Annotated in this window: 23 protein-coding genes; 11 read left to right on the top strand and 12 right to left on the bottom strand. The window is 58.5% G+C overall.

What is annotated here, in order from left to right; genetic code table 11:
- Window positions 1–140: 140 nt before the first annotated feature.
- The 4 genes from PSH57_RS03465 to PSH57_RS03450 all read right to left on the bottom strand — a co-directional run bounded on the left by PSH57_RS03465 (window position 141) and on the right by PSH57_RS03450 (window position 4,577).
- Window positions 141–425, bottom strand: coding sequence for a YceK/YidQ family lipoprotein (locus tag PSH57_RS03465; RefSeq protein WP_305387843.1), 285 nt, complete (start codon window positions 423–425; stop codon window positions 141–143).
- Complete coding sequence (gene ubiX, locus PSH57_RS03460; RefSeq protein WP_305387842.1) at window positions 418–1,065, bottom strand: flavin prenyltransferase UbiX; 648 nt, start codon at window positions 1,063–1,065, stop codon at window positions 418–420. Before ubiX ends, PSH57_RS03465 begins: the two co-directional genes overlap by 8 nt.
- Window positions 1,062–2,411, bottom strand: a complete 1,350-nt coding sequence (gene mpl / locus PSH57_RS03455) for a UDP-N-acetylmuramate:L-alanyl-gamma-D-glutamyl-meso-diaminopimelate ligase (protein WP_076383495.1) — start codon at window positions 2,409–2,411, stop codon at window positions 1,062–1,064. Before mpl ends, ubiX begins: the two co-directional genes overlap by 4 nt.
- 261 nt (window positions 2,412–2,672) lie before the next feature.
- On the bottom strand, window positions 2,673–4,577 hold the full coding sequence (locus PSH57_RS03450) for a sigma-54-dependent Fis family transcriptional regulator (protein WP_305387840.1): 1,905 nt from the start codon (window positions 4,575–4,577) through the stop codon (window positions 2,673–2,675).
- A 506-nt stretch (window positions 4,578–5,083) separates the two neighbouring features.
- Between PSH57_RS03450 and exaC the strand changes: the two genes are divergently transcribed.
- The 10 genes from exaC (at window position 5,084) to PSH57_RS03400 (ending at window position 15,823) form a co-directional block, all read left to right on the top strand.
- Window positions 5,084–6,604 carry an acetaldehyde dehydrogenase ExaC gene (exaC, locus tag PSH57_RS03445; RefSeq protein ID WP_305387839.1) on the top strand — a complete coding sequence of 507 codons (1,521 nt, stop codon included), beginning with the start codon at window positions 5,084–5,086 and terminating at the stop codon, window positions 6,602–6,604.
- 266 nt (window positions 6,605–6,870) lie between these two features.
- Window positions 6,871–8,319, top strand: a complete 1,449-nt coding sequence (gene eat, locus PSH57_RS03440; protein ID WP_305387838.1) for an ethanolamine permease — start codon at window positions 6,871–6,873, stop codon at window positions 8,317–8,319.
- A gap of 57 nt (window positions 8,320–8,376) precedes the next feature.
- A complete protein-coding gene (locus PSH57_RS03435; protein ID WP_305387837.1) occupies window positions 8,377–9,771 on the top strand; it encodes an ethanolamine ammonia-lyase subunit EutB in 1,395 nt (464 codons plus the stop codon).
- Window positions 9,772–9,798: 27 nt separating this feature from the next.
- Window positions 9,799–10,623, top strand: coding sequence for an ethanolamine ammonia-lyase subunit EutC (eutC, locus tag PSH57_RS03430; protein WP_305387836.1), 825 nt, complete (start codon window positions 9,799–9,801; stop codon window positions 10,621–10,623).
- 106 nt (window positions 10,624–10,729) lie between these two features.
- A complete protein-coding gene (locus PSH57_RS03425; RefSeq protein WP_305387835.1) occupies window positions 10,730–11,191 on the top strand; it encodes a GNAT family N-acetyltransferase in 462 nt (153 codons plus the stop codon).
- Window positions 11,192–11,960: 769 nt separating this feature from the next.
- Window positions 11,961–12,617, top strand: coding sequence for a DedA family protein (locus PSH57_RS03420; protein WP_305387834.1), 657 nt, complete (start codon window positions 11,961–11,963; stop codon window positions 12,615–12,617).
- Between the two features lie 6 nt (window positions 12,618–12,623).
- The gene (locus PSH57_RS03415) at window positions 12,624–13,436 is read left to right on the top strand and encodes a M90 family metallopeptidase (RefSeq protein ID WP_305387832.1); all 813 of its coding nucleotides are present in this window, start codon (window positions 12,624–12,626) and stop codon (window positions 13,434–13,436) included.
- A 111-nt stretch (window positions 13,437–13,547) separates the two neighbouring features.
- Window positions 13,548–14,075 carry an inorganic diphosphatase gene (gene ppa, locus PSH57_RS03410; RefSeq protein ID WP_045881121.1) on the top strand — a complete coding sequence of 176 codons (528 nt, stop codon included), beginning with the start codon at window positions 13,548–13,550 and terminating at the stop codon, window positions 14,073–14,075.
- Window positions 14,076–14,270: 195 nt separating this feature from the next.
- On the top strand, window positions 14,271–15,002 hold the full coding sequence (locus PSH57_RS03405) for a LexA family transcriptional regulator (protein WP_305387830.1): 732 nt from the start codon (window positions 14,271–14,273) through the stop codon (window positions 15,000–15,002).
- Window positions 15,003–15,511: 509 nt separating this feature from the next.
- Window positions 15,512–15,823: a superinfection immunity protein gene (locus PSH57_RS03400; RefSeq protein WP_305387829.1), complete on the top strand. Its 312-nt coding sequence runs from the start codon at window positions 15,512–15,514 to the stop codon at window positions 15,821–15,823.
- Window positions 15,824–15,915: 92 nt separating this feature from the next.
- Here the strand turns inward: PSH57_RS03400 and PSH57_RS03395 are convergent, their stop codons facing one another.
- The 3 genes from PSH57_RS03395 to PSH57_RS03385 all read right to left on the bottom strand — a co-directional run bounded on the left by PSH57_RS03395 (window position 15,916) and on the right by PSH57_RS03385 (window position 17,180).
- Complete coding sequence (locus PSH57_RS03395) at window positions 15,916–16,176, bottom strand: hypothetical protein (protein WP_305387828.1); 261 nt, start codon at window positions 16,174–16,176, stop codon at window positions 15,916–15,918.
- Between the two features lie 49 nt (window positions 16,177–16,225).
- The gene (locus PSH57_RS03390) at window positions 16,226–16,747 is read right to left on the bottom strand and encodes a hypothetical protein (RefSeq protein WP_305387827.1); all 522 of its coding nucleotides are present in this window, start codon (window positions 16,745–16,747) and stop codon (window positions 16,226–16,228) included.
- Between the two features lie 133 nt (window positions 16,748–16,880).
- Window positions 16,881–17,180: a hypothetical protein gene (locus PSH57_RS03385; RefSeq protein ID WP_305387825.1), complete on the bottom strand. Its 300-nt coding sequence runs from the start codon at window positions 17,178–17,180 to the stop codon at window positions 16,881–16,883.
- Between the two features lie 261 nt (window positions 17,181–17,441).
- Here PSH57_RS03385 and PSH57_RS03380 point away from each other — a divergent pair, with 261 nt between their 5' ends.
- Window positions 17,442–17,699 (top strand): hypothetical protein, encoded by a 258-nt coding sequence (locus PSH57_RS03380; protein WP_305416365.1) that lies wholly within the window; start codon window positions 17,442–17,444, stop codon window positions 17,697–17,699.
- A 52-nt stretch (window positions 17,700–17,751) separates the two neighbouring features.
- Here PSH57_RS03380 and PSH57_RS03375 read toward each other — a convergent pair whose 3' ends face one another.
- The 5 genes from PSH57_RS03375 to PSH57_RS03355 form a co-directional block, all read right to left on the bottom strand.
- Window positions 17,752–17,937 carry a hypothetical protein gene (locus PSH57_RS03375; protein ID WP_305387822.1) on the bottom strand — a complete coding sequence of 62 codons (186 nt, stop codon included), beginning with the start codon at window positions 17,935–17,937 and terminating at the stop codon, window positions 17,752–17,754.
- 386 nt (window positions 17,938–18,323) lie between these two features.
- Window positions 18,324–20,480 (bottom strand): hypothetical protein, encoded by a 2,157-nt coding sequence (locus PSH57_RS03370; protein WP_305416363.1) that lies wholly within the window; start codon window positions 20,478–20,480, stop codon window positions 18,324–18,326.
- The gene (locus PSH57_RS03365) at window positions 20,477–20,740 is read right to left on the bottom strand and encodes a helix-turn-helix domain-containing protein (RefSeq protein WP_305416361.1); all 264 of its coding nucleotides are present in this window, start codon (window positions 20,738–20,740) and stop codon (window positions 20,477–20,479) included. The genes PSH57_RS03370 and PSH57_RS03365 overlap by 4 nt, the downstream gene beginning before the upstream one ends.
- 109 nt (window positions 20,741–20,849) lie before the next feature.
- Window positions 20,850–21,032: a helix-turn-helix transcriptional regulator gene (locus PSH57_RS03360; RefSeq protein ID WP_305387818.1), complete on the bottom strand. Its 183-nt coding sequence runs from the start codon at window positions 21,030–21,032 to the stop codon at window positions 20,850–20,852.
- 409 nt (window positions 21,033–21,441) lie between these two features.
- Window positions 21,442–22,704 carry a tyrosine-type recombinase/integrase gene (locus PSH57_RS03355; RefSeq protein ID WP_305387817.1) on the bottom strand — a complete coding sequence of 421 codons (1,263 nt, stop codon included), beginning with the start codon at window positions 22,702–22,704 and terminating at the stop codon, window positions 21,442–21,444.
- Window positions 22,705–22,726 lie beyond the last annotated feature (22 nt).

The following is a 22,726-nucleotide window of genomic DNA, read 5'->3' as shown; positions in this document are numbered from 1 at the left end:
TGGCACAACCCAGTGTCATGCCGTTGCTCAGGAGCAATAACCCCGTCTTTGGGGACTGCTTCGCAGTCCAGCGGGGATAAATCCCCTCGCCACAGATAAACCCCTCGACACAGTTAGATCTTCTTAAGTCAGGGTTGGTGCTACAACCCACCCGTAGCCTGAAACCCCACCCCCAGTGCCGTCAGCAATGACAAGGGCAACAACAGGGTGTCGAGCAACGCACTGCCCGGCAGATCAAGACCTGGATAGCTCGGGGCTTGCGCACCAAAACGGTCCATGGCGCAGCAACCGCCATTAAGGGCGTAGAGATCCAGGCGCGTCCCGGCATACACCACTGGCGCGCCGGGTTTGGCGGCGTCCAGGGTGCGGGCGGTGGCGCAGCCGGTCAGTTGCAGCGCCAGCACTACCATCAGCAGCTTATTCATCACTGCTCAAATGGTACTCGCCCCAGCGCGGCAGCATGTCTTGGGGGATGTTCAGCAGATTGAGAATCCGCGCGACCACAAAATCGATCAGGTCATCGATGGTCTGTGGCTGGTGATAAAAACCCGGCGAGGCCGGCAGAATCGTCACACCCATGTTCGACAGCTTGAGCATGTGCTCCAGATGAATACTCGAATACGGCGCCTCACGCGGCACCAGGATCAACTGGCGGCGCTCCTTGAGCGTCACGTCGGCGGCGCGTTCGATCAGGTTGTTGCAGGCACCGGTGGCAATCGCCGAGAGCGTGCCGGTGGAACACGGCACCACCACCATCGCCGCCGGCGCGCCGGAGCCCGAGGCCACTGGCGACATCCAGTCTTCCTTGCCGTACACGCGAATCTGCCCCGCCGCCGCACCGGTGTATTCGGTGAGGAAGGCCTGCATCATCTGGGTCTTGGCCGGCAGGGTAACGTCGGTCTCGGTAGCCATCACCAATTGCGCCGCCTTGGAGATGAGGAAATGCACCTCGCGGTCTTCGCGCACCAGGCAATCGAGCAGGCGCAAGCCGTACTGGGCGCCGGAAGCACCGGTCATCGCCAGCGTGATGCGTTCGGGGCCATTGCTCTCCAGGCGAGTGTTCATTTCAGTGCCTCGGCCAGTTTGCCGTGCAGGCCGCCGAAGCCGCCGTTGCTCATGATCACCACGTGAGTACCGGGCTGGGCCTGGCTCTTCACGCGCTCGATGATGCCTTCCAGCGAATCGCTGACAATCGACGGCACCGTGCACAACGCGGCGGTGGCGCCCAGGTCCCAACCCAGGTTGGCCGGCGCGTACCAGATCACCTGATCGGCATCCACCACGCTTTCCGGCAGGCCGTCGCGGTGGGCGCCGAGTTTCATGGAGTTGGAACGCGGCTCGATGATGGCAATCAGCGGTGCATCGCCGATGCGCTTGCGCAAACCGTCGAGGGTGGTGGCGATGGCCGTCGGGTGGTGGGCGAAGTCGTCATAGATGGTGATGCCGCGCACTTCAGCGACCTTTTCCATCCGCCGCTTCACGCTTTTGAACGCACTCAGCGCGGCGATGCCCATGGACGGCACCACGCCGACATGACGAGCCGCCGCCAGAGTGGCCAGAGCGTTGGCGACGTTGTGCTGACCGGTCATGTCCCAATCGACCACACCTTGGGCCACGCCTTCGAACATGACTTCGAACTGCGAACCGTCGTCCTTGAGCAGCTTCACTTGCCACTGCCCGCCGGCACCGGTGGTTTGTACCGGGGTCCAGCAGCCCATCTCGATGACGCGCTGCAAGGCCGGCTCGGTGGTCGGATGGATCACCAGGCCTTCACTCGGGATGGTGCGCACCAAATGGTGGAATTGCCGCTCGATGGCTGGCAGATCCGGGAAGATGTCGGCGTGATCGAACTCAAGGTTGTTGAGGATCGCGGTACGTGGGCGGTAGTGGACAAACTTCGAACGTTTGTCGAAGAACGCGCTGTCGTATTCGTCGGCCTCGATCACGAAAAACGGTGTGCCACCCAGGCGCGCCGATACCGAGAAATTCTGCGGCACGCCGCCGATCAAAAAGCCCGGGCTCATGCCCGCGTGCTCCAGCACCCAGGCGAGCATACTGCTGGTGGTGGTCTTGCCATGGGTGCCGGCCACGGCCAGGACCCAACGGCCCTGCAACACATGATCGGCCAGCCATTGCGGACCGGACACGTAAGGCAAGCCTTTGTTGAGCACGTATTCAACCGCCGGATTGCCGCGGGACATGGCGTTGCCGATGACCACCAGGTCCGGCGCCGGGTCCAGTTGCGCCGGGTCGTAGCCTTGGGTCAATTCAATGCCCTGGGCCTCCAGCTGCGTGCTCATCGGCGGGTAGACGTTGGCGTCGGAACCGGTCACGTGATGGCCCAGTTCCTTGGCCAATACCGCCATCGAACCCATGAAAGTGCCGCAAATACCGAGAATATGGATGTGCATAGTCGACCTCGTAAAACATGGCCGCAGGTTAGCGTAGGGAGGGGGAAATCGCACCTTGTGTTTCGAACTGCAACCATCAGGACAGCGCGAATCCCCTGTGGGAGCGAGCCTGCTCGCGATAGCGGTGGGTCAGTTTGCATTGATGCTGAATGTGCCGCCGCCATCGCGAGCAGGCTCGCTCCCACAGTTGACCGAGTTCTTTCAGGAAGAATGCGGTCAGAATGTGGGAGCGGGCTTGCTCGCGAATGGTCGCGACGCGGTTCAGCGGGCGATGGCGTGCTTGCGCAGTTTTCGGTAGAGGGTGTTGCGGCTGATGCCCAGTTGCTCGGCGGTGTGGGTCATGTGCCAGCGCTGGCGTTCCAGGGCATCGAGCAGCGCCAACCGCTCGGCATCTTCCAGCGGGCGTTCCGCCACCGTTTCAACCACCACCGACGGGCTCTGGCGAATCATCGCTGGCAGATCCTCCAGCCCAATCCGCCCGCCGTCACATAACGCGGCGAGGGTGCGCAGCACATTGCGCAGTTGCCGCACGTTGCCCGGCCAGTCGAACCCCAGCAGCGCCTGGCGCGCCGGTTCGTCGATGGACACCGCTTCGGCGCCCGCCTCTTCGGCCAACAGAAAATCCAGCAACTGCGACTTGTCGCTGCGCTCGCGCAACGCCGGCAAGGGGATTTCCAGGCCGTTAAGTCGGTAGTACAAGTCCTCGCGAAAACTGCCGTCGCGCACCCGATCAAGCAACTGACGGTGGGTGGCGCTGATGATGCGCACGTTGACTGCTTCGGGCTCGCCGCCGATGGGCACCACCTGACGATCTTCCAGCACCCGCAGCAAACGGGTCTGCAAGGCCAGGGGCATGTCACCGATTTCATCCAGAAACAGCGTGCCACCGTCGGCCTGTTGCAGCTTGCCGCGCATGCCTTCCTTGCGGGCGCCGGTGAAGCTGCCGCCGCGATAACCAAACAGCTCGCTCTCGATCAGGCTTTCCGGGATGGCTGCGCAGTTAAGCGCCACGAAGTTTTTCCCGGCGCGCTGGCTGGCATGATGCACTGCCTTGGCGAAAGCTTCTTTGCCGGAGCCGGTTTCGCCATGGATCAGCAACGGCACATCGCGCTCGAACACCCGCAGCGCCTTGCGAAAATGTTCCTGCAACGCCGCATCCCCCAGACAGATGCCCGGCAACCGGGCAGGCTCGATGGCTTTGAGCGCAGGGACGACCGGCACCGGCACGTTGCGCGGCTGCCCCCGCAGCACGGCAAACAAATGCCGCCCGTCACGGGTGCGCAACGGCCAACTGGCGCTGGCATGGGCACTGGCCCGCGCGAGCAGTTCATCCAGTGAACAATCGAAAAAGTCCTCCACCCGCTGACCCAGCAAGCCACCGCGAATATGCCCCAACAGGTTCAGCGCGCTCTGGTTGACCGCGCTGATCCGCCCTTCGCCGTCAAACGCCAGCAACCCCTCGCTGAACAACCCCACGGACTCGGCCTGCAAGTGAAAGCGCAACAGCCATTGATTATCGAAGCAGCGCAGGAAATAGCAGCTCTCGATCATTTTTGCCGAGAGGTTGACCAAGGCCATGGTGTGGAACTGGCTCTGGCGCGACACGTCCGGCCGGGCCGAGGACACATCAAGCACCGCGAGCAGTTCGCCATGGGGGTCGAAAACCGGGCTGGCCGAGCAGGTCAGGCCGGTGTGGCGGCCACGAAAGTGTTCTTCCTGATGAATCGTCAGGGCCTGGCGCTCCACCAGGCAGGTGCCAATGCCGTTGGTGCCTTCGCAGGCTTCGCTCCAGTCGGCGCCGAGCCAGAGGCCAGCCCGTTCGAAAATCTTGCGCTCGCTGGGGGCGGTGACGCAGTTGAGGATCACGCCGCGAGCGTCGGTCAGCAGCACCGCGTGGCCGGCGCCGGAGAGTTGCTGATGCAGGCTGGTCATTTCCGTGCCGGCAATGTGCAACACCTGTTGCAGGCGCTCGCGGCTTTCCAGCACCCGCCCATGCTCAAGCACCGTCGGCGCCAGGTTCTGCGCCGGGTCGAGGTGATAGTCCTCAAGGCAGCGCAGCCAGGAGCGGGCAATCGACGGATCGCTGCCTGGGCCCTGCAAATGGGCCTTGCCCTGGGTGACCGTCAGGACTTGCTGGGCATGGCGACTCAAGTGGTTGCTGTGCATTTCTTATTATTCTCCCCGAAGGACCTGCCTCACTGGAGCAACTGTTTAACATTTAACCTGTGGCGAGGGGATTTATCCCCGCAGGGCTGCGAAGCAGCCCTGAAACCTAAGCATGCGGTGTATCAGATTGATCGAGTTGGCTGCCTTGGGGGCTGCTTTGGGGGCTGCTTCGCAGCCCAGCGGGGATAAATCCCCTCGCCACAGATAAATCCCCTCGCCACAACTTTGCTGGGCAGGCCAACTGGTGAGGCCCAGCATCCTCCAGCCCACCCACCTTTGCAATGCTGGCGCGACCTGTCAGTCACAGACTGTCTCGCATCTGGCACAAACTGTCACACCCGCTGTATCGGTATCGTCACGCACGGCATCCGTTTGTCCGACGAACTCCTCCTAAAGTCTTGATTTACGGGCCCTGCGAGGCGATGGCCCAACCTTTGCTCTAGGCTTAATACCAGCGCTTATTGGCGCGGCTCCCTTATAAGCACAAAAGCCAAGGAGAACTCATCATGCGTTACGCTCACCCCGGTACTGAAGGCGCTATCGTTTCGTTCAAGAGCAAATACGGTAACTACATCGGCGGCGAGTTCGTCGCGCCTGTCAAAGGTCAGTACTTCACCAATACTTCCCCGGTCAATGGCCAGCCCATTGCCGAATTCCCGCGCTCCACGGCCGAAGACATCGAAAAGGCCCTGGACGCCGCCCACGCCGCCGCTGATGCCTGGGGCGCCACGTCCGCCCAGGCCCGTTCGCTGGTCCTGCTGAAAATCGCCGACCGCATCGAAGCCAACCTTGAGGTTTTGGCGATCACCGAGTCCTGGGACAACGGCAAGGCCGTGCGCGAAACCCTCAACGCCGATATACCGCTGGCCGCTGACCATTTCCGCTACTTCGCCGGTTGCATCCGCGCCCAGGAAGGCAGCGCCGCCGAAATCGACGGCAACACCGTGGCCTATCACATCCATGAACCGCTGGGCGTGGTCGGGCAGATCATCCCGTGGAACTTCCCGATCCTGATGGCCGCCTGGAAACTCGCCCCGGCCCTGGCCGCCGGTAACTGCGTGGTGCTCAAGCCGGCCGAGCAAACTCCATTGGGTATTACGGTGCTGATGGAGCTGATCGGCGACCTCCTGCCGCCCGGCGTGCTGAACGTGGTGCAAGGTTTCGGCAAAGAAGCCGGCGAAGCCCTCGCCACCAGCAAGCGCATCGCCAAAATCGCCTTTACCGGCTCGACCCCGGTCGGCTCGCACATCATGAAATGCGCGGCCGAAAACATCATCCCGTCCACCGTGGAACTGGGCGGCAAGTCGCCGAACATCTTCTTCGAAGACATCATGCAGGCCGAGCCGAGCTTCATCGAAAAAGCGGCCGAAGGTCTGGTGCTGGCGTTCTTCAACCAGGGTGAAGTCTGCACTTGCCCTTCCCGCGCCTTGGTGCAGGAGTCGATCTACGACGAGTTCATGAAGGTTGTGATGAACAAAGTCCTGCAGATCAAGCGCGGCGACCCGCTGGACACCGACACCATGGTCGGCGCCCAGGCGTCCGAGCAGCAATTCGACAAGATTCTTTCGTACCTGGAAATCGCCAAGGGCGAAGGCGCCGAGCTGCTGACTGGCGGCAAGGTGGAAAAACTCGAGGGCAACCTGGCCACGGGTTATTACATCCAGCCAACCCTGCTCAAGGGCACCAACAAGATGCGCGTGTTCCAGGAAGAAATCTTCGGCCCGGTGGTGAGCATCACCACCTTTAAGGATGAAGCCGAAGCCCTGGCGATCGCCAACGACACCGAGTTCGGCCTCGGCGCCGGTCTCTGGACCCGCGACATCAACCGCGCCTACCGCATGGGCCGGGCGATCAAGGCCGGTCGCGTCTGGACCAACTGCTACCACCTGTATCCGGCGCATGCCGCGTTTGGTGGTTACAAGAAGTCCGGGGTGGGTCGTGAAACCCACAAGATGATGCTCGACCACTACCAGCAGACCAAGAACCTGCTGGTGAGCTACGACATCAATCCGTTGGGGTTCTTCTAAGGCATTGGGGCGAGGCAGGTGGTTCTGCTTCGCCCTTTAGATAGCTTTCGCGAGCAGGCTCGCTCCCACACAGGATTTGTGGATGGCGCTCCAGTTTTGGCTGGCCCACTTCCCCCTGTGGGAGCGAGCCTGCTCGCGAAAGCGGTGTGTCAGTCACACAGTTGCTCAAGGTGCCGCCGCCTTCGCGAGCAAGCCCGCTCCCACAGGGGACTGCGCTAAATCGGCGATCAGGTTGGACAAAAAACAATAAAAACAGGTAAACCCTTATGCCAAGCGATCATGCAAACCCGCAACCGGCAACGTCCTCAGTCGACTTCGAAAAAGTCGGCTCCGAATATTTCCAACAACGTGAACTGAAAAAAGGCGCGGCGGGCTGGGTCCTGCTGGTGGGCCTGGGGGTGGCGTATGTCATTTCCGGGGACTACGCCGGCTGGAACTTCGGCCTGGCCCAGGGCGGTTGGGGCGGGATGTTCCTCGCCACACTGCTGATGGCCGCGATGTACCTGTGCATGTGCTTTTCCCTGGCCGAGCTGTCCTCGATGATTCCTACCGCCGGCGGCGGCTATGGCTTTGCCCGTAGCGCATTCGGGCCCTGGGGCGGGTTTCTCACGGGCACGGCGATCCTGATCGAGTACGCCATCGCCCCAGCGGCGATTGCGGTGTTCATCGGCGCGTATTGCCAATCGCTATTTGGCATTGGCGGCTGGATGATCTACCTGGCGTTCTACATCATCTTCATCGCCATCCACATATTCGGCGTGGGTGAAGCGCTCAAACTGATGTTCATCATCACCGCCGTCGCCGCCCTGGCACTGGGCGTGTTTCTGGTGGCAATGGTGCCGCATTTCGACGTCGCCAACCTGCTGGACATCCCGGTCACGGCGGCCACGGGCGCCAGCCCATTCCTGCCGTTCGGCTATGTCGGCGTGTGGGCGGCCATTCCGTATGCCATCTGGTTTTTCCTGGCCGTAGAAGGTGTACCGCTGGCGGCTGAAGAAACCAAGAACCCCAAGCGCGACCTGCCACGCGGCCTGATCGGCGCCATGCTGGTGCTGGTGGCGTTCGCCCTGCTGATTCTGGTGATCGGCCCAGGCGGCGCGGGTTCCAATGCGCTGATGGCTTCGGGCAACCCGCTGGTGGAAGCCCTGGCCAAGGCCTACGGCGGCTCGACCTGGATGGGCAACTTCGTCAACCTTGTGGGCCTGGCGGGCCTGATCGCCAGCTTCTTCTCGATCATCTACGCCTACTCGCGGCAGATCTTCGCGTTGTCTCGCGCCGGTTACCTGCCACGCAAGCTCTCCGAAACCAATAAAAGCAAAGCACCGGTCTTGGCGCTGATCATCCCCGGTATCATCGGTTTCGGGCTGTCCCTGACCGGCCAGGGCGATCTGCTGATTCTGGTGGCGGTGTTCGGCGCCACCATCTCCTACGTGCTGATGATGGCCGCGCACATCACCCTGCGCATCCGTCGCCCCAAAATGGACCGGCCATACCGCACACCGGGCGGCATCTTCACCTCGGGCGTGGCCCTGGTGCTGGCGTGCATCGCCGTGGTGGCGGGCTTTCTGGTGGATCCGCGGGTGGTCATCGGCGCCGCGATCATCTATGGAGTGTTAATTGCTTACTTCGCGTTCTACAGTCGGCACCACTTGGTAGCAGGCACGCCCGAAGAAGAATTCGCGGCCATTCAGAAAGCTGAAGAAGCCTTGCACTAAGTTGTAAAACGCCGAAAACCACGGCGCCGCCCAGCGGCGCCGTCACGGAGAACCTGTATGGCCAGTTTTGCACACACGGTCGGCGCCCAGACCTACCGCTTCGACAGCCTCAAAGACTTGATGGCCAAGGCCAGCCCGGCGCGTTCCGGGGATTTTCTGGCCGAGGTCGCGGCGCTCAACGATGGTGAACGAGTGGCGGCGCAAATGGCCTTGGCCGACCTGCCCCTCAGCCATTTCCTGCAAGAAATGCTGATTCCTTACGAGGACGACGAAGTCACCCGGCTGATCGTCGACACCCACGATAAACAGGCCTTCGCCGCCGTCAGCCATCTTACGGTCGGCGGTTTTCGCGACTGGCTGCTCAGCGACGCGGCCGACGAACACAGCCTGCGGGCGCTGGCCCCGGGCCTGACCCCGGAAATGGTCGCCGCCGTGTCGAAGATCATGCGCGTGCAGGATCTGGTGCTGGTGGCGCAGAAAATCCGCGTGGTGACGAAATTTCGCGGCACCCTCGGCCTGCGCGGGCGCCTGTCCACCCGCCTGCAACCCAACCACCCCACCGACGAACCCGCCGGGATCGCCGCGAGCATTCTCGACGGCCTGCTCTTCGGCAACGGCGACGCCATGATCGGCATCAACCCGGCCACCGACAGCACAGCGTCGATCTGCGCCATGCTGGAAATGCTCGACGCCATCATCCAGCGCTACGACATCCCGACCCAAGGCTGCGTGCTGACCCACGTCACCACCTCCATTGAAGCGGCGAACCGTGGCGTGCCCCTGGACCTGGTGTTCCAGTCCATTGCCGGCACCGAAGCGGCCAACGCCAGTTTCGGCATCAACCTGAACGTCTTGCAGGAAGGCTACGAGGCCGGGCTGAGCCTGAATCGCGGTACTTTGGGCAACAACCTGATGTATTTCGAAACCGGCCAGGGCAGCGCCCTGTCAGCCAACGCCCACCACGGCGTCGATCAACAGACCTGCGAAACCCGGGCCTACGCCGTGGCACGGCATTTCAACCCGTTTCTGGTGAATACCGTCGTAGGGTTTATCGGCCCGGAATACCTGTACAACGGCAAACAGATCATCCGCGCCGGCCTGGAAGATCACTTCTGCGGCAAGTTGCTGGGCGTGCCGATGGGTTGCGACATCTGCTACACCAACCACGCCGAAGCCGACCAGGACGACATGGACACCCTGCTGACCCTGCTGGCCGTGGCCGGGATCAACTTCATCATGGGCATCCCCGGCTCCGACGACATCATGCTCAACTACCAGACCACCTCGTTCCACGACGCCCTCTATGCCCGCCAGACCCTGGGCCTGAAGCCGGCGCCGGAATTCGAGACCTGGCTGGCGAACATGGGCATCTTCACCCAGGCCGATGGCCGGGTGCGGTTCGGCGACAACCTGCCACCGGCGTTTCGTCACGCATTAGCTCATTTGGGATAAGCCGCATTTGGGATGAGAGAACTGCCCATGGATAAAAAACCTGTAGATCCACAAAACCCTTGGCTGAATCTGCGCACCCTCACCCCGGCGCGCATCGCCCTGGGCCGCACCGGCACCAGCCTGCCAACCCAGGCGCAACTGGACTTCCAGTACGCCCACGCCCAGGCTCGGGACGCCGTGCACCTGGCCTTCGACCATGAAGGCATTCGCGCGCAACTGACTGAACGCGGCCGCGAAAGCCTGCTGCTGCACAGCGCCGCCAGCGACCGCAACAGCTACCTGCAACGCCCGGACCTGGGTCGGCGGCTCGATGAAGCCTCCGTGCAGATCCTGCAGGACCACGTCGCGGCCAATCCCGGCGGCGCAGACCTGGCCATCGTGGTGGCCGACGGCCTGTCGGCGCTGGCGGTGCATCGGCATACGCTGCCGTTCCTGGCGCGGCTGGAAGAACAGACCGCCGCTGATGGTTGGTCAACCTCGCCGGTGATTCTGGTGGAACAGGGCCGCGTCGCGGTGGCCGATGAGGTGGCGCAGCGGCTCGGCGCAAAAATGTCGGTAATCCTGATCGGCGAACGCCCCGGCCTCAGTTCCCCCGACAGCCTGGGTTTGTATTTCACCTACAACCCCAAGGTCGGCCTGACCGATGCGTATCGCAACTGCATTTCCAACGTCCGGCTCGAAGGTTTGAGCTACGGCATGGCCGCCCATCGCCTGATCTACCTGATGCGCGAGGCCTGCCGCAGACAGCTCTCGGGGGTCAATCTGAAGGACGACGCCCAGGTCCAAACTTTAGACTCGGAAAACGCCGCCGATATGAAAGGTAATTTCCTACTGATGCCGCCCCGAAGCTGATCCGTTTACAACATTGCGTTTTTGATCCGCTTTCAGGCAGCATCGAAGCACGGCAGAACGCCGTTGCTGTCCGAGTATCTGTCGACCTTTGCAGACGAGACCTACTATGCGGATTATCCAAGCGACCCTGGAACACCTGGACCTGCTGACCCCATTGTTCGTCAAATACCGGGAATTCTATGGCTCGCTGCCCTACCCGGATTCGTCCCGAGCCTTCCTCGAAAAACGCCTGCGCCGCAAGGAATCGGTGATCTACCTGGCGTTACCCGATGACGATGACAGCCGGTTGCTGGGCTTCTGCCAGCTCTACCCGAGCTTCTCGTCACTGTCGCTCAAGCGCGTGTGGATCCTCAACGACATCTACGTCGCCGAAGACGCCCGCCGCCAACTGGTGGCCGACAACCTGATCCGCACCGCAAAAAAAATGGCCAAGGAAACCAACGCCGTACGCATGCGCGTCTCCACCAGCAGCAACAACGACGTGGCGCAGAAGACCTACGAGTCGATTGGGTTCAAGGAAGACACCGAGTTCAAGAACTACGTGTTGCCGATCAGCGAGGGGATCTGAGCCGCTAGAGCAATGATCGGGGACATATCCATTGCTGCGGTAACGGCGGCTTAGGGTTCCGCCCTGACGGCGGCTCACTTTTGAGAAGCGCAAAAGTAAGCAAAACGCTCCTGCCCCACCACTTGGTGCCTCGCTTAGGCTCGGCATGCCCTCACTCCGGCATTGCTCCGTGGGCCCGCCGCGAAGGGCCATCCATGGCCCAGCGCGGCTATCCCGGCATCCATGCCGGGATGCCCACTCCGCAAAGCCTGCGTTCGGCCAGCGTGGTTAACGGGGCGCCGAGATCAACGTCCACCGCGAGGCGGCCTAACGGCCGACCTGGCTCTCCCAGTCGTACATCCGTTAGATCTGTGGGAGCAAAGCTTGCTCGCGAGACGGCCTGACAGCCGGCCTGGCTCTCCCAGTCGTACCCCGTTCCCATTGTGGGAGCGGGCTTGCTCGCGAAGGCGGCCTAACAGCCAGCCTGATTCTCCCGCTCATACACCCGTCAGACCTGTGGGAGCAAAGCTTGCTCACGATAGCGGTGGAGCAGCCAGCATCAATGTTGAATGTGCCACCATCTTCGCGAGCAAGCTTTGCTCCCACAGGGTGTTTCACCCAGCCACACGCCACCGACATCCCCCGCTACAAACTCACCACGCACGCCTCCCTCGACCTCGTATAATGCCGCTCTTCCCGGCTTGTAAGAAAAAGCTACACGCGCTGTAGCCTTACTCGAAGCCCGACCCACAGGCCCAACCCAGTCAGGCCGCGACCACAGGTGCTTTGCATGGATTTCAACCCCCTCGACCTCATTCTGCATCTCGACGTGTACCTCGACCTGCTGGTGACCAACTACGGGCCGTGGATCTACGCCATCCTGTTCCTGGTGATCTTCTGCGAAACCGGCCTGGTGGTGATGCCCTTCCTGCCGGGCGACTCGCTGCTGTTCATCGCCGGCGCGGTAGCCGCCGGCGGCGGCATGGACCCGGTGCTGCTCGGCGGCCTGCTGATGCTGGCGGCGATCCTCGGCGACAGCACCAACTACATCATCGGCCGCACCGCAGGCGAACGGCTGTTCAGCAACCCGAACTCGAAAATCTTCCGCCGCGACTACCTGCAACAAACCCACGACTTCTACGACAAGCACGGCGGCAAAACCGTGACCCTGGCGCGCTTCCTGCCGATCCTGCGCACCTTCGCGCCCTTCGTCGCTGGCGTGGCAAAAATGCCTTACCCGCGCTTTTTCGCCTTCAGCGTCCTGGGCACCATCCTGTGGGTCGGCGGCCTGGTCAGCCTCGGGTTCTTCTTCGGCAATGTGCCATTTATCAAGCAGAACCTGTCGCTGCTGGTGCTGGGCATCATCCTGCTGTCGCTGGTGCCGATGGTCATCGGCGTAATCCGCAGCCGCCTGGCCGCCAGCGCCTCGAAAGCTCACCCGCGCTGATCGCCCATGTGGTCCCTGAGCGGTTGGCGCCGGCAACGCACCCTCGCCAAACATCCCGTCAGCGAGGAAACCTGGCAGCGGGTGCGCCACCAGCTGAGCTTTCTCGACGGCATCAACGCCACCGAGGACCAATGGCTGCGCGAAGCCTGCGTGCTGTTCCTGCATGACAAACACCTGAGCGCTCTGCCCGGCGTCGAACTGCATCAGGAACAACGCCTGCTGCTCGCCGCCCAGGCCCAATTGCCGTTGATGCACCTGGGCGAACTGAACTGGTACCAGGGCTTTCACGAAATCGTGCTCTACCCCGACGACTTCCTCAGCCCCCAGCGCTACCGCGACGCCAGCGGCATCGAGCACGAATGGGACGGCGAACACAGCGGCGAAGCCTGGCCCCAAGGCCCGATCATCCTGGCCTGGGACGGCGTGCTGGCCAGCGGCGGCTGGGACGGCTACAACCTGGTGATCCACGAACTGGCGCACAAACTCGACATGCTCAACGGCGACGCCAATGGCCTGCCGCCGCTGCATGCCGACATGCGGGTCAAAGACTGGGCCGAGGCCATGCAACAGGCTTTCGATGACCTCAACCGCCAATTGGACCAGGATCCGGACGCAGAAACCGTCATCGATCCCTACGCAGCGGAGAATCCGGCAGAATTCTTCGCCGTCACCAGCGAATACTTCTTCAGCGCCCCAGACCTGCTGCACCAGGCGTACCCGCGGGTCTATGAACAGCTCAAGGCGTTCTACCGCCAGGACCCGCTGGCCCGGCTGCGGCAACTTCAAGCCGAAGATCCGGTCTATCAGGCGTCATACTAAGGTCTCTAAGACCCTTGTAACGTGGCATCGACGGCCGAATATGCCTATAATCGCCGCCACTTTTTGGTCAATCCGACCAGTCATTTGGTCAACTAACGGGGGCACCGCCCAATGAGCTACAGCAAGATTCCGGCTGGCAAAGACCTGCCGAACGACATCTACGTCGCGATCGAAATCCCGGCCAACCACGCCCCGATCAAATACGAAATCGACAAAGACAGCGACTGCCTGTTCGTTGACCGTTTCATGGCCACCCCAATGTTCTACCCGGCCAACTACGGTTTCATCCCCAACACCCTGGCCGACGACGGCGACCCCCTCGACGTGCTGGTCGTGACCCCTTACCCAGTCGCCCCTGGCTCGGTCATCCGCGCCCGTCCGGTCGGCGTCCTGAACATGACCGACGACGGCGGCGGCGATGCCAAAGTCATCGCCGTACCGCACGACAAACTGTCGCAACTGTACGTCGACGTGAAGGAATACACCGACCTGCCACCGCTGCTGATCCAGCAGATCGAGCACTTCTTCGCGAACTACAAAGATCTCGAAAAAGGCAAGTGGGTCAAGATCGAAGGCTGGGCCGGTGCTGACGCCGCCCGCGAAGCGATCACCAAGTCGGTTGCCGCCTACAAAGGCTGAGACTGAAGTAAAGAAGAACCCCGGTTTGCACCGGGGTTTTTTTATGTCTTAATGATGACAAATACGAAGTTGTATTAATAAAGTTTAACAGCGTTTAGCCCGCCCCTTTCAAATCCTGCAAACGGAAAGATCGTCTTATATATTTGAACGACATGTTTATTGCCGAAAACACAGTCGCCCCTAAACTTTCCGTTTATGAAAATACTTTCCAGTGGCGACCGCTTCAGAGCCCTTCTAAAAGAAGCCCATATCCGTTCCGCCGACTTCGCGAAGTTATACGGCGTGAAATCCCAGCACATAAACAACTGGTTCAACCGTGGCATCCCGCCAGGGCGCATCTACTCCATCGCCAGCCTGCTGACCGTCAGCCCGCAATGGCTCGCCACCGGCGAAGGCCCGCAGACCCCACTGGGCCTGGGCCCCGGCGTCACCTATGAAGCCGCCGAAAACGATGGCGTCTACAGCGTGCAGGAAACCACGGACATCGAACTGCCCCTCTACAAGGAAGCCCCCATAGCCCCCGGCGCAACCAAAACCCACATCATCGAAATCCCCGACCAAACCATCCGCCTGCCCCGCAGCCACCTCGAAACCCTCGACATCAACCCCAGCGACGCCATCTGCACCACCATGGTCGGCGACAGCATGGCCGAACGCATCGAAGACGGCTCCACCCTCGCCATCGACCGCGGCCTGACCCAAATCGTCGACGGCCAAATCTACGCCCTCGAACACGACGGCATGCTGCGCATCAAATACCTGCACCGCATCCCCGGCAACCGACTGCGCCTGCGCAGCCACAACAGCGCTGCGTATCCCGACGAGGTCTTCAGCGCAGAACAGATCGACGCGCAACACATCCACGTGATCGGCTGGGTGTTCTGGTGGTCAACCCTCAACAAACAGAGACCGCCGGTGTTCGACTAACCCACCCAAGACCAGAAACCGTGGCAGGAACTGCAGAAGGAGCTGTGGCAGGAGCTTTTGTGGCGAGGGGATTTATCCCCGCTGGGCTGCGCAGCAGCCCCTGCTCTTTATCTGAATCACCCCTAACCCAATGATTCCACACCACTTACCACTGGGATTCTGAAGCAAACCCGCGTATCCTCCGCCCCACATTTGCGAGCCCACACCTCGCACCGACAAGGCAGATCACTTTCTGACCAAGTCCCACAGCCGGCCGCAAGAGCCGGATGTACGTTTTGAAGGCTGGTGAGGTTTGTCAAAAACGAACTGAGTTAGTCAACGAGAAGCCGGCCATAAGCCGGCTTTTTAATGTCTGGAAGGCACGAATGGCAAGGGGTATAAAAATAGTCTAAGTATCACCCACCACTTCACCCGCCACTCAGCGTAAACCACTCCCTCGCTTACTCGCCTTACCAAACCGAGCATCCGCACGCTAAGATCGAGGCTGAGCTTATCAAAAGGAACTGAGTATGGATTTCGTTTACGGATTAATCATGATTGGAGTCGCGGTTGCGTTCTATTTCATACCGCTGTTTATAGCGATCAAGCGTGAACACCCCTCAGGCAATGCAATAGCGGCTCTAAACCTTTTGACTGGCTGGACGCTTCTCGGATGGCTTGTGGCTCTGGTCTGGTCGCTTTCGGCCTTTATGCCAGTCAGTGAGCCCAGCAAATCAAAGGAGGAAAAATCAACGAATGATCTGTTCAAGCTAGCCGAGCTGAGGGAGAAGGGATTGCTCTCACAGGAAGAATTTGAGCGCGAAAAAGCTAAACTCATCTAACTGCATTAACGCCATGAAAGCGTGGAGACGCTGAGATTCCTATACGGGCCCCGTAACTGAATTGAGCAGCGGGCACACATTTAGTTTTTCATCTATGCCCACATCACTCCCGGATAAGGCGAGGCATCCCGGTCTGGCACCGGTTTCGTGGCCTTCGCTATACCCTTCACTAAATCGTTGTAGCGCCGCTTTGTCTTACCATTGCTCACGCACATCCTCGGCGTCAGAAAACCGCCCCAGCGAGCGAGCCAGCGCCTTGGTGGCATTACCTCGGCGGCTTCGATAGCCCAGATAAGCAACTGCTCATCACTGGGCTGATCGTCTTCAGGCTCAAACTCATCGATCACGTGCATATAAGGCCCATTGTGGTATTGCCCGACCGGTCAGAGTCGGGCGGATGGATCAGTGGCTAGAACCACCAACGACGATATCCAGGGTCTGTTTCGTACCCATCAAGTTAGTGATCGCCGCAACGTTGCCCATGTCCAGCGGCTGGATAGCCTCTAGAGACTTACGAACGGCAGCGAGGCTAACCGTGTGCCCGGCAAGCTGCGAACGATCAGCGATGACCTGGAATGCCGCGTTGTGGGTGTCAATCAATGGCTTCATCTTCTCGACAAGCTGGGCAATTGATTTGCGAGCCATGACTAAGCGCTCCACGGCCTCCATTGCCTCGGCGGCTTGAGCATTGGCGGCGTCAATCTTTGCCTGGGTGGCTTCGCTGACTTTCTGATCCTGAAGAGCCTCCAGGCGCAGGCTCAGTCGCTTTGTTAGCCGTGCTGTCGTATCAATCTGATCCTCTAGCGCCGCCACGTCTTCACCAGCTCGGCAAGCGGACTCCCATTGTTCATTCAGGGACGCTAGCAACAACTCGGCATCGATTAGTTGCTGTTCATGGCTGGCAATCAATTCGACGGTGCTCATGCTCGGGCCTCCAAACGAACCATGATGAGTCCTAGGCTGGCCTCAATCATAGCCATACGGTGTAGCAGGCTTTGCAGCAGGTTGCGGTTACTGGTGCCTACGGGACGCCCAGGTTTGCGGATTTCGGCGGCCATCAGAAAGCTCTCCCGGAAAAATATTCGTTTAGGTCCGGGGTGAGCTTCTCTGTGATTGGCACAGGCTTATTAGCGAGTTCGGCTAATGCCTTCGCGTTGTTCGCCATCCCTTTAGCTACTGTTTCACCGTACTTTTCGCTGACGATTTTTCTATTAGCTTCAATATTTTCAGACTTAAGGAAAGTCAGATCCGACTTGATAGACGCAATGTCTTTTGTCAATCCTTCCAGAAGCCTAACCAGTGGTTCCAAATCGTTAGAACCAATCGAAGCTGAAGCATTTACAAGCTGTCGAGCCATGTTAATTTACCTGCATATAATTAATTAAGAGCGCCTATTATATCGCAAGTAAAAACACGTCTATTAGTATGGGAAATAACACGAGAACAGTTAGCAAGCTATCTATATGGCGATATATCGGTCAGGATTTCCTAGCGTCACCATAGGCAGTTGGTCATCAGCACCTATGGGTTCCACTGAGCGCGATAAAACTCCTCGCCTTGCCAAAAAGGTCGTGAGGGTGGTATGACTCCTCAACCATTAAAATAGGGAGCGTTTCCAATGGATGAGAATTTCGAAGAAGATAGATTCCACGAGATTGTGTTGGCCTACACGAGTGGTAGAGCAAGCATAAAGGATTTGGAGGAGTACGCAGATAGTCTTAAAAACACCGAAGAACGAGAAAGAGCGACAGCTTCATTCTTCGATGTTTTAGACTTCACCAATTTTCACTACAATGGCCCTAGGGCAGTACAGGAGCGTTCCACCGAGGCAATGTCTATCATTCGGCAGCGGTTTGCCAAACCCGTAATGCCTTGACTACTAACTCATAGAGAAGCTAGCCAGGGACGGCAGACTACTGTGGACAGCGCTACTGCTTGGAAACTGCTGCTTGAAATACCGCATAGCCGACGAGACCTATAAAGAAGCCCGATGCGCCTGCCAATCCAGCACCTATACCACCACCAAAGATGTAACCGAAATATGCAAAAAATGCGGCCATAACCGGGATTATCAGGGCAATGATGTCTTTCGCCATCAGAATTAGAGTGTTCATGGTTTCTCCTTATGTGAATGCAGAACAGTAGCAAATCGCTACTAGACAGGCAAATCCTCTATATAGATGCCAAACCCTCAGATGTCGCTCAGTCTTTCTCCCTCTAGCCAAGCTGAAGGGTGATGGAGTTTCCACTACTGACAGGTATGAAAACCATAGAACATTAAAGATATTTGAGAAATTAGAAATTATGAAGAAGTTTAGGAAACTCAGCAACCACGCAGGCTGTAGAGAGACAGGATGTCCGGCAAGCACAACCCAGACAGGCTAGCAAACGCCCCTAACGTGTACTCACAGCTCCGCTATTTATCTAAATTCCTAAACTTCTCATGTTTTTGAGTGAGGGGGTATAGATACAAAAAAGCCACCCGAAGGTGGCCTTATATTTACCAGCCCGTGGCATGTCGAGGTGGCGCACTGAATGACATCAACAGGCTATAGGGCTGTGCGTTTTTATCACCCTTGCCTACGTTCCAGCGATTCCCCGCTGCATAATTGGTTCCCGTATGATCCCGCAGCGCCCGTGACACCTTGGCCTTACTGATCCCACTGCGCTCGGCTGCGGCATCGATAAGATCAGTTTTCAGCGTCACACCCTCGCCAATCGCTTCGGAAATTGCATCGATAATGTCAGCATTCTTGCGTACTAGTTCCTCAGCCTGCTCTCGCCTGCGAGCTTCCTCCGCTTCAGCTTGCGTTACTTCCTGCACCGACGCTAGCAACTCCTCATAACCAAAGCCCTGGCCTTTTTGCGTCGAATAGGTATAGGTTGCGGAATCGGCAACATCACCCCGCGCCTTGATATTCTCAAAAATCACTGTCTTCACATTATTTAGTACGTCGCTTTCAATAACGTCCAGCGTATAGGCGCAGTCGGCATCATCCACAATATCGCTAGTACCTGACACCACTAGTTTATCGTCACTCCCTCTATGTTTATTAGTGTGCGCAAGCATAATAACAGTGCCACCATTAGATACAAACGCCCGCATAACCTTCCCGAAAGCGGTCGCAATGGTCTTGTCCATTACGTCTGTGAATTTCTTAAGCGTGTCGAGAATCACTACTTTGCCGCTGGCGGTTCCATCCTCAATCATTTTTTGCAGGTAGCGCAAAAACATATCGGACTTAAAGCCATTGAAGTCCGGCGCTAGTTGGTTAAAGCCATACATCTCGGCTAATTTCAGTTTTGTCACTAGCCCTCTAAAGTTGTCATCTGCGTTGATATAGAAAACATCCTTCGGATTTACTTCTCCCGCCTCAATAGCGCGAATCAGCAACCAAAGAACCAATAGTGTTTTACCGCTGTTCGGTTTTGCGTAAAAAGCCGTCGCCTGCCCAAGGATGGCAAGACGTCCTAGAACGAAAGTATCTTCAAGCATTTTTGCCTCCAGTTGTGCGGATTGTCCGTTTAGTGCGAATTGGCTAAGATCGAAAACATCTTCATTAGCCGGCATAGGCTCTTTAACCGGACTGGGGGGCGCCATCCCCCCAACGCTCGCTAGGTCCACCGGAGCTACTGTGGCTTCTTGCGCTTGCATATGAGCACGTTGGTTTGCCTGGGTAATAGTGATGCCATCGACAGTGGTAAACATCTCACCAGCAGCCTTAACGGCGGCCCCGTAGTCGCCCCCATGCTCGAAAAATACAAACAGGTCGAACACGTCGCCGGAGCATTGCGAGCCGGACACCTTTCCAATGCCTGCCGATACGTCGCTTCCGTGAGTGCTAACCCAGCGAATGCCATCCTTGATCGTTACGCCAGCCACGCCAGACGTGGAAAGAGGCGATAGATGGCGATTGCCACGCTTGCGATAGCCAAAGGTTGTAAGCATTAGCTCTAGGTCATACCCCGCGTTGAATGCATCAACTGGGCTAGTCCCCCCGCTCGCCATGCGCTCAGCCGCCTTGAGTCTAGATTGCTCTCGGGCTTCTGTCTGGCGCTGCTCCTCGGCTTGCAGACGCTGACGCTCAGCATCCAGGTCAGCAGCGAACACGGAGCAAGCGTCCAGACGCGCTCCCTTGAGTTGCACTTGATCGTAGAACGCGCCCCGATTCGGCAGATACATCACCTGATTCGCTCGCTCGGTCGCACGATCAGGAATCAGGCCGGCGGTTTCTAGACGATCATTCAGAACCTTTTGCATCGGCTCAAAATCAGCGCCACCCAACAGACCGGCTAGCGGAATAACGATCCGCGCTTTCTGGTTTTCTTCCGTTGCGCTTCGACTCGCATAACAGACCAGTTGAGCGCCTCCTACAGCGTCACAGGCAAGTTGTGCAGTTTCTGCAATGGTACGACCTTGAGCGTCGTCAATATCGCACCAGAGCGCATGAAAACGCCCTTCGGTGCGCTGCTCAGCAGATACTCGTGTCGCCAGCTCGGAGAAAATCACCCATTGCGCGGCCTCCTTAGCCACACTTGGGGGGGTGTTTAGCATGTCCCCGAACTGTTGCCAGTCGAACGTCACATAAGGCCGGGGATTAACTCCGGCGCGGTCGCTGTGGTATTGGCCGAAGCCAGAAATAAATGAGGCGCTCATACCGACACCCCCTCCTTAACCAGCACATAACGGGCCACCCCTTTATGCGTGCGACCTTGAGCGTCCACCGAAATAGTCGGCACAGTGCGAATATCCCAGCCATATTGGTGACGCAACGTGTAAACACGTCCCGCTCCATGCATCACATTCCAAACATCGCGCAATTCATGGGTAGTGGGTTGGTGCACGCGCACGGCCTCTGCTGTGCGCTTCACCTGCGCATCATTGCTGGTGTCCAACAAGTTGACGGCCTCAGGCATAAACCACCCCAGTCATCAATGACCATACGACTGGATCAAAAGAGGATCCGAATTGCGGCCGAAAGGGTGCGTGCCGCACCGTATGGCGCAGTTTTTTAAGCGTCATAAGTTAAGCCTCCTGAGGGTTCAGGAAGGCATCGAGCAGTGCTATGTCATAGCGAACGGCACGGCCTACACGGCGAATAGCCTCTTTAGGGAAGCTGGGATCATTAACTATCCGCCACACGGTAGTACGGCTAATGTCATACTTCTCGCAGACGCGGGAGGCGGGAATAAAGCTGCGGTCAGACATGTAGAGTGTTCCTGTGTCGTCTGTCGCGTCGCGCTAAAATGGCATTGACCTACCCAATAAGTGGGCTTACCATCCTCACTGCTAGATGAAATGCGCGAACGGGACTAAGTTAGAAAAATCGGCTTAACGTCCTGACTAACTGGCCCCGTCCTACCGGGGCCTTTTGTTATCTATCGGTTTTGCCGACGGAAATAACCAGAGCTTGTTTCCAGTTATTGCCCATTCTACCAGATGGTTACAGGCACCCTGACGATTGACCAGTAGTCGAAAAAACCTCGATCTTTGATATGTCGCAACTTATTGATTATTAACGATAATTTATTTTTAAGTCGCGAATATGTCGCATTCATGCAAGTTTTTATGTCGCGCCTGTGTAAGTTTGCGCCTATGAAAACCAACTTTTTCAGCCTTACGCCCGCCTACCGAAAGCCCCCTGCACCACCTCAGCAAGCCTGCCTGTTGCGTACTGCGCCCAATCCGCCATCAATGCGCGGCGCTTCTCAATGAAGTCCGTTCGGGAATATGCACCCTCAGTCTGATCGCGCTCGTCATGCGCTAGTGCCAGTTCGCAAACCTCACGGGGATAGGTGGTGCGCTCGGCTGCCCAATCACGAAAACTAGACCGAAAGCCGTGACGGGTAATGTCGTCGTGCCCCATCCCGTGCAGCAAGCTGCGCACAGCATTCGCGTGCATAACGCCGCTCTTTCCTTGACCGGGAAATAGATAAGGGCTGTCTTCGTCACGAGGCAAAGCGTTTAACAGCGTAACCACTTCCGGCGCTAACGGTACATCGAAGGCTTGGCGCATTTTCATACGCTCAGCAGGCAGCCTCCATACACAGGCCTGCAAATCAAATTCATCCCACGCGGCAAACCTAACCATATGCGCCCGTGCGCCCGTCAGAATCAGCAGTCGTGCGGCAAAGGCATCCCGCGTTTCAATTTCCGCCAGCCTGCTCATAAGCTCTGGGATGTCCTGCCACTTCATAGCGGCAAAGTGCTGGCGCTTGCGAGCCTTCTTCTTCTCCGCTTTGCTCAACAGGTTTTCTAAATGCCCTCGCCAGCGGGCCGGGTTTTCACCTGTACGCAGTCCCCGAGCTTTCGCGGCATCGAGGACTTGTTCAATCTGCCCGCGCACTTCGTCAGCGGTGCGGGTCTTTTCCGCCCATATTGGTTGCAGGATTTTTAGGATGTGGGCGGTTTCAACTTCAAAGGTGGGTAGCTTTCCAATGCGCGGGAAGGCATACAGCTCCAGCTTCCTTAGCCAGCCTGCTGCCCATCTAGCAGACCAACTCGTAGAGTGCGACTTGTGATAATCAAGCGCCAACGTCTTAAATGTGATCCTGCGCGATTCGCTCAAACGCTCGGCTTCGCGCTGAGCTTCTCTATCGGCATCACGAGCGGCTAAAGGGTCTTTGCCTGCGGTTAGCAACTTGCGAGCATCTCCCGCCTTGCTGCGTGCTTCGGCTAGGGTAACGTCGGCACAGGCACCCAAACCCATTTCGCGGCGACGTCTTTCGAGTTGATAGCGGAAAAGCCAGCTCGCCACCACGCCGCCCCCAACCTTGCGGGGCTTGCTGATTTGCAAGTAAAGCCCTGCCCCATCACTGGTATTACCCGGCACTGCGGCCCTGATTAGCTTCTCTACACTTCTCGTCGTCAGACTGCCCATGACCTCTCCTTTCTCACCCGCC

Source organism: Pseudomonas hefeiensis, from assembly GCF_030687835.1.
Classification (GTDB): domain Bacteria; phylum Pseudomonadota; class Gammaproteobacteria; order Pseudomonadales; family Pseudomonadaceae; genus Aquipseudomonas; species Aquipseudomonas hefeiensis.
Note: the sequence above shows the minus strand (reverse complement) of the source record. Positions and strands in the feature narration are given on the sequence as shown.